The 12284-nt window shown below is 44.4% G+C and carries 12 protein-coding genes and 1 other annotated feature; of the genes, 5 read left to right on the top strand and 7 right to left on the bottom strand.

Annotated elements, in window-relative coordinates:
- A partial coding sequence (locus R7041_RS20600; RefSeq protein WP_318128704.1) for an anhydro-N-acetylmuramic acid kinase occupies positions 1-287 on the bottom strand: 287 nt, incomplete at its 3' end.
- A gap of 99 nt (positions 288-386) precedes the next feature.
- Between R7041_RS20600 and nagZ the strand changes: the two genes are divergently transcribed.
- The 3 genes from nagZ (at position 387) to tyrA (ending at position 3803) form a co-directional block, all read left to right on the top strand.
- Positions 387-1370 carry a beta-N-acetylhexosaminidase gene (gene nagZ, locus R7041_RS20605; RefSeq protein WP_064369000.1) on the top strand — a complete coding sequence of 328 codons (984 nt, stop codon included), beginning with the start codon at positions 387-389 and terminating at the stop codon, positions 1368-1370.
- 207 nt (positions 1371-1577) lie between these two features.
- Entirely contained in the window at positions 1578-2654 is a 1077-nt protein-coding gene (locus tag R7041_RS20610) for a 3-deoxy-7-phosphoheptulonate synthase (RefSeq protein ID WP_005381904.1), read from the top strand.
- Positions 2655-2675: 21 nt separating this feature from the next.
- Entirely contained in the window at positions 2676-3803 is a 1128-nt protein-coding gene (gene tyrA / locus R7041_RS20615; RefSeq protein ID WP_005381901.1) for a bifunctional chorismate mutase/prephenate dehydrogenase, read from the top strand.
- Positions 3804-3880: 77 nt separating this feature from the next.
- Here the strand turns inward: tyrA and R7041_RS20620 are convergent, their stop codons facing one another.
- The 3 genes from R7041_RS20620 to ettA all read right to left on the bottom strand — a co-directional run bounded on the left by R7041_RS20620 (position 3881) and on the right by ettA (position 7179).
- A complete protein-coding gene (locus R7041_RS20620) occupies positions 3881-4882 on the bottom strand; it encodes a M23 family metallopeptidase (RefSeq protein WP_005381900.1) in 1002 nt (333 codons plus the stop codon).
- Between the two features lie 39 nt (positions 4883-4921).
- The gene (locus R7041_RS20625) at positions 4922-5281 is read right to left on the bottom strand and encodes a PilZ domain-containing protein (RefSeq protein ID WP_031781006.1); all 360 of its coding nucleotides are present in this window, start codon (positions 5279-5281) and stop codon (positions 4922-4924) included.
- Positions 5282-5511: 230 nt separating this feature from the next.
- The gene (gene ettA, locus R7041_RS20630; protein WP_005381894.1) at positions 5512-7179 is read right to left on the bottom strand and encodes an energy-dependent translational throttle protein EttA; all 1668 of its coding nucleotides are present in this window, start codon (positions 7177-7179) and stop codon (positions 5512-5514) included.
- A 364-nt stretch (positions 7180-7543) separates the two neighbouring features.
- Between ettA and sltY the strand changes: the two genes are divergently transcribed.
- Positions 7544-9490: a murein transglycosylase gene (gene sltY / locus R7041_RS20635; RefSeq protein WP_064369001.1), complete on the top strand. Its 1947-nt coding sequence runs from the start codon at positions 7544-7546 to the stop codon at positions 9488-9490.
- Between the two features lie 13 nt (positions 9491-9503).
- The gene (gene trpR / locus R7041_RS20640; protein ID WP_005381892.1) at positions 9504-9812 is read left to right on the top strand and encodes a trp operon repressor; all 309 of its coding nucleotides are present in this window, start codon (positions 9504-9506) and stop codon (positions 9810-9812) included.
- A 110-nt stretch (positions 9813-9922) separates the two neighbouring features.
- On the opposite strand, the gene yjjX is transcribed toward trpR, so the two are convergent.
- The 3 genes from yjjX to hpf all read right to left on the bottom strand — a co-directional run bounded on the left by yjjX (position 9923) and on the right by hpf (position 12228).
- The gene (gene yjjX, locus R7041_RS20645) at positions 9923-10456 is read right to left on the bottom strand and encodes an inosine/xanthosine triphosphatase (RefSeq protein ID WP_005381891.1); all 534 of its coding nucleotides are present in this window, start codon (positions 10454-10456) and stop codon (positions 9923-9925) included.
- A gap of 24 nt (positions 10457-10480) precedes the next feature.
- Positions 10481-11659: a prephenate dehydratase gene (gene pheA / locus R7041_RS20650; protein ID WP_017636154.1), complete on the bottom strand. Its 1179-nt coding sequence runs from the start codon at positions 11657-11659 to the stop codon at positions 10481-10483.
- A gap of 12 nt (positions 11660-11671) precedes the next feature.
- Positions 11672-11793 (bottom strand) — a sequence feature (Phe leader region).
- A 108-nt stretch (positions 11794-11901) separates the two neighbouring features.
- On the bottom strand, positions 11902-12228 hold the full coding sequence (gene hpf, locus R7041_RS20655) for a ribosome hibernation-promoting factor, HPF/YfiA family (RefSeq protein ID WP_005381889.1): 327 nt from the start codon (positions 12226-12228) through the stop codon (positions 11902-11904).
- Positions 12229-12284 lie beyond the last annotated feature (56 nt).

The following is a 12284-nucleotide window of genomic DNA, read 5'->3' on the forward strand; positions in this document are numbered from 1 at the left end:
CCAATCGCATGAATTTGCTCTGCGACGTAACCAGACTTATTGAGTAGCTGTAACACAGCATCTGCAAATAGGTGGCCGAGCTGGTGGTCAAGTTCACCTATGGTTTTTAAATTTGTTGCTTGACCGGTACAAACAGATAACAGCATGTCTTTTAGTGCTGCGGGCATTGGGTAGTCGTCGTGCGCAATCAGGCGAACGTGCTCATCGCTTATTTCAACTAGAGCGGTATCAACACCATCCATACTCGTTCCAGACATCACACCAATGTACAGTTCGTTAAATTTCATAGCCGATCTCGTCAATTCTTCATTCACTTATTGTAAAGCAAATCTGAAGCGAATAACCTCATCGAATACGAGATATTCAGCCGATTTTGAGGAGAAAACATGGGACCGTTATGGGTTGACGTTGCGGGGTATGAACTGACCGCTGAAGACAAAGAAATCTTGGAGCATCCTACGGTTGGTGGCTTAATTCTATTTGCTCGCAACTATCATGATAGCGAACAGCTTCAAGCACTTACTCAATCCATCCGAAAGGCGGCTAAGCGCCCGTTTTTGATCGGTGTGGATCAAGAAGGCGGACGAGTGCAGCGCTTTCGTGAAGGTTTCTCATTAATTCCTGCTGCTGATGAGTACGCTAAACATCAAAATGGTGAAGAGCTTGCTCGTATGGGCGGTTGGTTAATGGCAGCAGAGCTGATTGCCCATGATATTGATTTAAGCTTTGCCCCGGTACTTGACCAAGGCCATCAATGTAAAGCGATCGGTAACCGCGCATTCGGTGAAGATGCCGATACCATTCTTCGCTATAGCACTGCTTATATGCAAGGAATGAAGAGTGTTGGCATGGCAACGACAGGCAAACACTTCCCTGGACATGGTGGCGTGATTGCAGACTCACATCTAGAAACACCATACGACGAGCGCAGTGATATTTTTGAACAAGATATGGCGATCTTCAAAGCGCAAATTGATGCCGGTATTTTAGATGCCATGATGCCTGCTCACGTGATTTTCCCACATTATGATGCTCAACCAGCCAGCGGTTCTGAATACTGGTTAAAACAGGTCCTGCGTCAGCAATTGGGTTTTAAAGGTTTGGTTTTTTCGGATGACTTGACCATGGAAGGCGCTGCGATTATGGGCAGCCCAGCCGAGCGAGGTGCTCAAGCATTGAGAGCTGGTTGCGATATGTTGTTAATGTGTAATAAACGAGAAGCGCACGTTGAGGTATTAGACAACTTACCGGTTTCAACCGTGCCACTCGCGGATGCATTACTGAAAAAACAGTCATTTTCTCCAAGCGAACTTAAGCTATCTCAAGAGTGGAAAGCGGCGAGTGAAGCGATGAAACGCTTGACTAGCTAAACCTCTTGTAAAAGATTCAAAACAGCGATGAGAAGCCAAAGTTAATTATGCTTTGGCTTTTTATTTAACTGTAAACTTTAATTTACACTAAATGTTTTTTATTATGTACGCTTGTTTTTCTTTTTTAGCCTGTTATCTTGTCGTTAAAGCTTAGTTGTCTCACCAAGGGTTTGGTTGGGTGTAAAAATAAATATACAGGTTAGAGTTATGCAGAAAAGTGAGTTGAGCAATATTAATATTATCGAAGAACAGGTTCTTATTACTCCGGAGGAACTAAAAACCAAGCTTCCTTTGAGTGAAAAAGCACGTCGCTTTATTCAAGAGTCTCGTCAAACTATCGCTAATATTATTCACAAGAAGGATCACCGCCTGCTTGTTGTATGCGGTCCATGTTCTATCCACGACGTAGAAGCGGCGAAGGATTACGCAAAGCGACTTAAAGCACTCTCTGAACAACTAAGTGACCAACTGTATATTGTTATGCGTGTTTACTTTGAGAAGCCGCGCACCACGGTCGGCTGGAAAGGCTTGATCAATGATCCACACCTAGACGGCAGTTTCGATATTGAACACGGTCTGCATGTTGGACGCGAACTTCTGGTGGAGTTGGCAGAGATGGAAATCCCGCTCGCGACTGAGGCTCTAGACCCAATTAGCCCACAATACTTGGCGGATACTTTTAGCTGGGCAGCCATCGGTGCTCGTACGACGGAGTCACAAACTCACCGTGAAATGGCAAGCGGCCTGTCTATGCCAATCGGTTTTAAGAATGGCACCGATGGCAGTTTGGCAACCGCAATTAACGCGATGCAAGCTGCGTCCTCTAGCCACCGTTTTATGGGAATTAACCGTGAGGGACAAGTCGCACTGTTGACCACCCAGGGCAATGCTAATGGACATGTGATCTTACGTGGCGGCAAGCAAACTAACTACGATTCGGTATCAGTCACTGAGTGTGAGCAAGAGATGGCGAAATCTGGTCTTGATGCTTCATTAATGGTGGATTGCAGTCACGCCAACTCACGTAAAGATTACCGTCGCCAGCCATTAGTCGCGGAGGATGTGATTCATCAAATCCGTGAAGGCAATAAATCTATTATCGGTCTTATGATTGAAAGCCATATCAATGAAGGAAATCAATCTTCTGACTTAGCTCTTGAAGAGATGAAATACGGTGTATCTATCACTGACGCATGTATCAATTGGGATTCAACTGAGGCACTATTACGTCATGCACATGAAGAGCTAGTGCCTTTCTTAGAAAATCGTCTAAAGGCTAATTAATACAGGATTTAAGGAACATCAATGGCAGTTGAACTTAACGCATTACGCGATCAGATTGATGCAGTCGACAAGCAAATGTTGGAGCTATTGGCTCAGCGTTTAGCGCTCGTAGAGAAAGTTGGGGAAGTAAAAAGCGAACATGGTTTGCCAATTTATGCTCCAGACCGCGAAGCGGCGATGTTAGCTTCTCGTCGCGCTGAAGCTGAAAAAATGGGAATTCCTCCACAGCTTATTGAAGATATTCTGCGTCGAACAATGCGTGAGTCTTATGCCAGCGAGAAAGATTCCGGTTTTAAGTGTTTGAACCCTGATTTACGCTCAGTTGTTATTATTGGTGGTAATGGTCAATTGGGTGGCCTGTTTGGGCGTATGTTCAAATTGTCGGGCTACCAGGTCAAAGTTCTCGGCAGTAAAGACTGGGATCATGCGGATGAGATTCTAGACAACGCGGGTTTAGTCGTGGTCACGGTGCCGATTCATCTAACGGAAGGGGTGATCGAAAAACTGGGGAACTTGCCGCAAGACTGCATTCTGTGTGACCTGACTTCTATCAAGTCGAAGCCTCTGCAAGCAATGTTGAATGTGCACCAAGGTCCTGTAGTTGGTTTACACCCAATGTTTGGCCCAGATGTTCCGAGCCTTGCCAAGCAGGTTATTGTGTACTGTGATGGTCGTGGTCACGAGCATTACCAATGGCTATTGCAACAGTTTGGAATTTGGGGCGCAAGCTTGTGCCAAATCGATGCACAAGAGCACGATCATGGCATGACGTTGATTCAGGCGTTGCGCCACTTCACGTCGTTTGCTTACGGTATGCACCTAAGCAAAGAGAACCCGAACATCGATCAGTTGTTGAAGTTAAGCTCGCCAATCTACCGCCTTGAATTGGCGATGGTGGGACGACTGTTTGGTCAGGATCCGAACTTGTACGGTGATATCATTTTCTCTTCTCAAGAGAATATCGATATGATCAAGCGATTCCATCAGCGTTTAGGTGATGCGGTAGCGATTCTGGATAGCAGAGACAAAGCGCGATTCATCGAAAGCTTTAAGCAGGTGAGTGATTGGTTTGGTACTTATTCTCAACAATTTATGAATGAGAGCCAAAACTTACTCAAACAGGCGAATGATAATATTCATCGCGGCTAATCACGGGTCATTTAGCCGTGCAGAGTCCGAAACAAAAAGAGCAGCGTAAGCTGCTCTTTTTCGTGTTGATGGACAAATCAGTTCGTCGCAGTATTACTCGTATCTTCACTTGATACTGTGTTGATACTGGTATCGCGATAGGGTGAATTGGTTAAATTGACTTGTAGACGTACAACGTTATCAATCAATTGAACCAAAGGTCCCCATTTCACTTTTTTCTCTTTTTCAAAGACGTCATTGAAGTTTTCTGGCGTCCACTCCATTAAGTATTGAGGGTTGAGTGCTCGTCCGAGGAAGCGTACTTCATAGTGCAAGTGTGGCCCTGTGGAGTTGCCAGAGTTACCGCATTGAGCAATGATGTCGCCTTTACTAACAAACTGACCGCTTTTCACTTTGAAGCGTTGTAGATGAGCAAAGGAGCTCATAAAGCCAAATGAGTGACGAATGGTGACATAGTTACCATAACCACGATTGCTCGGGCGAACGGTTTCCACCACACCGTCAGCCGGTGCCAGGATCTCTTCTCCTCTTTTACAAGTCAGATCGATACCAGTATGAACATGCCTCTTACCTGAAATCGGATTAATACGACTGCCGTAAGAAGAAGAAATACGTTGGTATGTGACTGGACTGTCATTTGGTATCAAACGGAACATCGTCGCTCGAACAGCAGAATCGATAGCGGCTGCGTCAATTCGCTCCTCTAACCCCATGCTGTTCTCATCGATCATCAACTCTTCGTCTGCGAGACCTAAAACCGATTCAACGTCGAATACCCGTTTGCCCAATAGCTGAATTTGATTGTTTTTGTCCGTCAAAGACTGGGAAAGCGAATGATTGGTATCAAGCTGTTCTTCGTAAAGAGCCGTCACTTCGGCCTTTTCACTTTCCAGTTTGGCGATGATTTGTGTTAGTTCGTCTTTATTGTGCATCTGCTGCTGATTAAGGTACCACGCGCCACCAACGACGGCGGGTAATGCCAATACTGAAGCAAATACTGCTAGGACCGAACTGCGGCCCAAATAGAACTGCTGATCGCCGTCTTTCGTCGGGATCTGCATGATGATTTTTTTAGACATAGTTATTGTTACTTAAATAGGCGTTCATTTATTTTTCTCCTAAAAACCAGAGAGGTGCTCTAACTCTCGATTCAGAAGGTCGTTATTGCCTACATTCAATTCTATAAATCGTTTTAGTTGGCTAATGCTTTCGATGTCTACCTTAGCGATCTTCAACCTAATCTCACACTTAGAAACATTCACAATTTGCGCTTTTAACGTAATCACTTGTTCGGATTGATCAAATGAAAAAGTTACATGGACTGGAAGGGTTGGATCCAAAGCCTCAGTCTCTTCCACTTTCATGAGTAAACCATGCAAGGAAAGATCTTGAATCCTAGCTTCAATTGCCAAGTCACGTTGTTCTATCTTAGCTGGAGCTTGATGGAGAATACGTGAAAAGCGTCGTCTCTCTGTCATATGAATATTCTCGTCAGGTCGTCAAACAGAATTGAATAGTATATCAATACGAACAAAAAGTGTTCGATTGTTGTTTGAAAAGTGTCGAGGTCGCTACAGAGTGACGTAAGTGCAATGTCATGTTCTTAACGAACGAGACGGGCTAATGAGCTCTTTTTATAACAAAGAAAACAAAGGCCGCTATGATAGCGGCCTTTGTACAAATTACAATCAAACTTTGTGGGTTGCGATTATTTCGCAATACGCTTGTATTTGATACGGTGTGGTTCTGCGGCTTCAGGACCCAATGTTTTCTTCAACCAATCCATGTACTCTGTGTAGTTACCTTCGTAGAAGTTAACTTGGCCTTCGTCACGGTAGTCAATGATGTGGGTCGCGATACGGTCAAGGAACCAACGGTCGTGCGAGATAACCATTGCACAACCAGGGAACTCTAGTAATGCTTCTTCTAGAGCACGCAGTGTTTCAACGTCAAGGTCGTTGGTTGGTTCGTCGAGTAGCAACACGTTGCCGCCCGCTTTAAGAAGCTTCGCAAGGTGGACACGGTTACGCTCACCACCCGATAGTTCACCAATAATCTTTTGTTGGTCACTGCCTTTAAAGTTAAAGCGTGAACAGTATGCGCGAGCTGGGATTTCGAAGTTGTTGATCTTAATGATATCAGCACCTTCAGAGATCTCTTGGAATACGGTTTTAGAATCGTCCATGCTGTCACGGAACTGATCGACCGATGCCAGTTTTACTGTATCGCCCATCTCAATTGTGCCCGAGTCTGGTTGTTCAGTACCACTTAACATCTTGAATAGCGTCGATTTACCTGCGCCGTTCGCACCGATGATACCAACAATCGCACCTTTAGGGATGCTGAATGACAGGTCATCAATCAGAACACGACCGTCAAATGACTTGGTCAGGTTCTTCACTTCAATAACCTTATCACCTAGACGCTCACCAGGTGGGATAAACAGTTCGTTGGTTTCATTACGTTTTTGGTGATCAGAGCTTTGCAGTTCTTCAAAGCGAGCCATACGTGCTTTTGACTTCGCTTGACGACCTTTAGGGTTTTTACGTACCCACTCAAGCTCTTTCTCGATAGTCTTTTGGCGAGCACTCTCTTGGGAGGCTTCTTGTTGTAGACGAGCGTCTTTTTGCTCCAGCCATGAGGTGTAGTTGCCTTCCCATGGGATACCTTCACCACGGTCCAGTTCTAAGATCCAGCCCGCAGCGTTATCTAGGAAGTAACGGTCGTGGGTGATGGCTACTACGGTACCTGTGTAATCCACTAAGAAGCGCTCTAGCCAAGCCACTGATTCTGCATCTAGGTGGTTGGTAGGTTCATCAAGCAATAGCATGTCTGGCTTAGAAAGTAGCAAGCGACAAATAGCCACACGGCGGCGTTCACCACCTGATAGGTGCGCAATTTTTTGGTCCCATTCAGGTAAACGTAGTGCGTTTGCTGCACGCTCAAGCGCATTTTCTAGGTTGTGACCATCTTTCGCTTGGATAAGGGCTTCTAGCTCGCCTTGCTCTTTTGCAAGTGCGTCGAAGTCTGCATCTGGTTCAGCGTATGCTGCGTAGACTGCGTCCAAACGTTTCAGAGCGTCAGCAACGTCAGCAACCGCTTCTTCAACAACTTCACGAACGGTTTTTGATTCGTCTAATACTGGTTCCTGAGGTAGGTAACCTACGTTTAGACCAGGTTGTGGACGCGCTTCACCGTCGATATCCGTGTCGATACCTGCCATGATACGTAGCAGTGTGGATTTACCTGCACCGTTCAGACCTAAAACACCGATTTTCGCACCAGGGAAGAAGCTCAGAGAGATGTCTTTAAGAATTTGACGCTTAGGTGGCACAATTTTGCTCACCCGCGACATGGTATATACGTATTCAGCCATTGCCGATCGTTCCTAAATTAACTGTCATTCAAACCCATCATTTTATACCAAGTGCTTTGTTTTTGTTACCGCATTGCAAGAATTTCCCTAACGAATGGATTTCTTATTTTGAGCTGACCGGAAACTTACACGGTTAGGGTATACACTTTTGTTATTCGTTAAGAATGACGAAGTGTTTTCTATGCGAGTTAGAAACGCTTTGTCTCCATCGTCTTAAAAGTTTGACGAGTACAATTTTTAATACACTAAGTTGCTTTACATGGACATCTGCATTCTGTGTAAATAGATGCATGTGTGAAAATTGCCTTAACATCACATGAACTCTAACAAAACTAGGCTTTAGGGCAGTATATGTCTGGGGAAAATGACACAAATGAGATTCAACGTATCTGAATTGGCTAAAAACGTATGCTGCGCCGCCGCGTTGTGTGCTATGAGTTTGAGTGCTAATGCCGCGCTGAGTTTGGAAAAGCAGCGCGAAGTATATGAGCAAGCTCAAGATTTATTAGATAAAAATGACATCGACGGATACCTTTCGATTCGTCCTAAAATTTCTGACTATCCACTAACGCCTTATGTGGATTACCGCACTTTTATTAGACAGTTACCGGAAAAGTCACCACAACAGGTGAACGAGTTTATTTCTGAGCACGAGTCTTTTCCATTTTCTCGTCGAGTTAGCGCTCCATACCTCAATCATCTTTATAAGCAAAAAGATTGGAAAACCATTACTGAGTTTCAAAAAGTCATTCCTAGTGGTGAGCGTTACCAATGTATTTTCTACGTCGCTCAATTAAAGCAAGGCAAGAAAGTCGCGGCGTTTAAAGGGGCTGAACATATGTGGTTACGTGGCATCAGCATTGCTGATGAGTGTGACCCATTATTTGCGGCATGGGACAAGGCGGGTGAGCGTACCGATGAACTGATTCTACAGCGTATGTTACTGGCGTTTGATGCTCGTAATGGCGGTTTGATGAGTTACTTGCTCAAACTGCCTAAATCAGCGCAGGCAAAGCAACAAGCCAAAGAAATGAAAGCGTTGTTTGATAATCCTTCAAGCGTTGCGGAATTCGCGAAGAAAAAACCTGCGAATGATTTTAATCGAGCGCAAAGTGAATATGCGTTAGAAAAGTTGGCTCGTATGAACACTAGCCAAGCACAAGGTGCGTACGATGCTGTCATTAAAGGACAGAAGTTTTCTCCAGAAAAAGCGCAAGAACTTGCCGACTATATTGCATTTCGATTGACTCGTACGGAGTCTGAGTCATTAGCTAAATGGCGCGATGATAAAACGAAAACCAGTCAGTACTTACCGTTGATTGAAACGCGCATCCGCTTAGCGATTCAAAATGCAGATTGGAAAGGCGTACAAGAGTGGATTGCTGTTCTAAATAAAGAAGAACAAGCCACGCTACGCTGGCAATATTGGCTTGGAAGAAGTGAAATAGCGTTAGGTGATGACATCGCGGGGAAACAGCGTTTAGCAACTCTGCTTGGGCAACGAAACTTCTACAGTGTGGCTGCCGCCAATGCAATCGGACAATCAATCAAATACCCAACGCATACGGTTAAGTTGGATAAGAAAGTTGTTCAACCCTATCAAGACTCGTTAGCTCGTATCGAAGAGTTGATCGCGACGGATAAAATCGCAGCAGCGAAGAGTGAATGGGCACACTTACTGCGCCGCGTAGGAAAAGATGAAAAGGCGATGTTGGCGGCTTATGCATCATTTAAACGTTGGCATAACCTAACGGTGACCGCGAGTATTCAAGCGCAGATGTGGGATAATATCGAACTTAGGTTCCCAATAGCACACCGCTGGTGGTTTAACTTTTATGCGAAAAAGCACAACATTGATCCCGTCACGATGATGTCTCTCGCTCGACAGGAAAGTGCGTTAGATGTTGAAGCCCGCTCTCCAGTTGGCGCTCGTGGTCTTATGCAGATCATGCCTGCGACGGCGAAGTACACGGCACGTAAATATAAGTTGAGTTATCAAGGTACGCAGGACCTCTACAATGTAGGAAAAAATATCGAAATTGGTAGCCATTATTTGCAAGGTTTATTAGAGGATTACGATAATAATCGTATTTTTGCTCTTGCTGCTTATAATGCAGGTCCTAACAGAGTAAAAACGTGGCGAGAGCGTACCCAAGGAAAAGTGGATGCTTATGCCTTTATTGAGGCAATTCCATTTAAAGAGACGCGCGGTTATGTACAAAACATCTTGATGTTTGAAACATACTATCGTGATCTTTTGGGTATCGATGGCGCGTTCTTGAATCAACATGAGATCAATACCAAGTATTGAGTGAGGTAACTTGATGTCGCACGAACCCGAGTACAAAGACTGGCAACAGATTATTGAGCTAATTCGAACAAGTATGGGCACCCAGCAAGATGACATGCTGTTAACTATGCTGATGTCACGTGATGAGAGAGAGTCATTAATATCACGCGTTAATATAATTAACGAACTTCTTAAAGGAGAATTATCTCAACGTCAGATCAGTCAGATGCTTGGTGTGGGCATTGCCACCATTACTCGTGGCTCTAACGAACTAAAGTCGAAATCTGATGAAGAAAAAGACAAGTTGAAAGTCTTGTTAGAACAAGTTGCAGTATCTAAGTAGACAGTATATCCAATTTGCTTTTAGGCCTTGGTGTTACAAGTGACTAAGATAACGTATTACAAAGGGCGGAAATATCCGCCCTTTTGCGTATCTAGAGAATAGGCTGAGTGTTATAAATTTGAAGGAAAGTGCTCAGGGTTTGTGAATGGAATTAAAGCCAGAATCAAGGCTTGGTGATAGACCGAGCTTCGAGTTAGCTGGTTTTGGGTTAGCAGGCTAATAGCGCCACCTTTCTGTTTGATATTATCAGTACCAAACACTTCGTCCATTACATCTCCCAATTCATTCGCATCCTTGAGTTTTTCCAAGACTTTTGGCGGCAACATTAAGCTTGCAGAACGAGATTCACCGCGGTGAGTCTCTGATTCAACCACCATCCAAGCAAACGTCACGTTTGCTTCAATTCCCGCTTCGAGACCGACATAGTAATCCGCGTTTGGCATCTCTACTTTTGCGTTTTTAACGCGGTTTAGCGCACCACGATGAGTTTCTTCATTCGTCATGGGCTGATCTGCAACCTCACTCGGTACACTGATGCCAACGAAGTTGAATTCTTGATGCGGAAATGCATTACGAAATGCACTTTGAACTGCATTAATTTTGGCTGGGTTTAGCGATGCGATTACGACTTTTTGGGTTGCCATGATCTTTTTACTCACTGGTGTCTATTAACTCAATTTTACTTGCGTAGGCTTTACGTTCTCACTCGGGTAACAGCCTAATACTTTCAAGTGCTTAGTGATTTTTGTTAGCTCTTCAAGTGCCTGTTGCATTTCTGTCGAAGCAAGATGTGATGTCAAGTCTACGTAGAACATCTCTTCCCACGGGTTCCCCATAATTGGGCGTGATTCCAGCTTGGTCATATTGATGCCGTAACGTTGCAGCACTAATAGTGTTTCAACCAATGAGCCTGCCTCTTGGGAGGTCGACATGATCAATGTGGTTTTTGCTGGAATCTGAGTAGAAACTTCAACCGGTTTACGAGCAACCACGATAAAGCGAGTATGGTTTTCGGTTTGGTTTGCGATGTTGCCTTGAATTGCTTGCAAGCCATATAGCTTACCGCTTGATGCATTACCAATTGCAGCCACATCATCACGATCCATCTCTTGGACTTTCTGCATTGCATCTGCTGTGCTCGCGCAGGATTCCAGCTTTACCCCTTTCATACGGCTTAAAAACTCACTGCACTGTTGGTGTGGCTGAGGGTGAGAATACAGCGTTTTAATATCTTCCAGACGAATGTCTTTTTTCGCAACCAAGCAGTGTTCGATTGGTTGAGTTAGCTCTCCAACGATGTAAAGCGTCGTGTGTTGTAGTAAGTCATACACTTCATTAATAGAGCCTGAGCTGGTGTTTTCGATTGGCAGAACGCCATAATCAGCATGGCCAGATTCAACCGTTTGAGTCACTTCTTTAAAGTGCTCGCAGTTGAGCTCGATAAGCTCCGTATTTTTACGACTGAAGTATTCGCGACTTGCCAAGTGCGAATAAGAGCCTTTGGCTCCTAAAAAAGCGACGCGAGCAAGTGGCTTACGGCTTTGCTGTGGGTTAACGAGATTTTGCAGATAACTTTGTTGAAGCAGAACTGAGTCTTCAATGATGGTATGGAAAAGCTTGGTGATGTACTGCGCGTCAAGTTCGTATTTATCTTGGCCATTAGAAATCAGCTTGACCAATAATTGCTGTTCACGGACGGCGTCGCGAACAGGCTTTGAGGTTTGTACTTTGCTTTTGGCTACTTCAATGCTGAGTTTACGGCGCTCAGACAATAAGCTGAGAAGTTGGTCATCCAACTCATTCAAGCGTAAACGAATTTCTTCGAGGGAAATAGGTTGGTCAGTCATCAATTCTTTCCTTATAAAAAAGCCTCCCGATTTGGGAGGCTTTCTGTTTGTTTTTGACTTTTCTTTCACAAACGAGTTCGCCCCTCCAACTATGGGAGGAAAAAGAAGTCAAAAATAAACAGTGAGGTTAAATGCATAAATAGTGCTTAATTTATGAGTGTTTAAACACAATAAGCAAGGCTGGGGAGAGCGTCAAGCAAAAAAATAGCGCCTTTCGGCGCTATTTCCTCAATCTGTTCAGTTTACTCTTCTTCTTCCACTAGCTCAGGCTTACTTGCACGTCGAGCTTCAGGTTTGTGGGTCAGCTTGTTCAATTGTCGTTCTAGTTTTTGCTCCACTTCGTTGATAGCTGCGTAAAGATCTTCGTGAGTTGCTGAGGCAATGAGCTGGCCTTTAGGAACTTTGATAACCGCTTCGAATTTCTTCTGTTTGTTTGGTTCCTCACTGAAAGTTGCTTGGCAACCAATTAGGTCTACTTGCCATTTCTCCAGTTTTTTAAATTTGCTCTCAATATGAGCTCGGATTGCAGAGGTGATTTCGATGTTTTTGCCAGTGATATTCATTGTCATAAGTGTTTTTCCTCTGTTGCATCCCTCATGGGTTGAGTTCAGATTACCGCTTTAAG

The organism is Vibrio sp. 1751, from assembly GCF_033339895.1.
In the GTDB taxonomy this organism is placed as follows: Bacteria; Pseudomonadota; Gammaproteobacteria; order Enterobacterales; family Vibrionaceae; genus Vibrio; species Vibrio alginolyticus.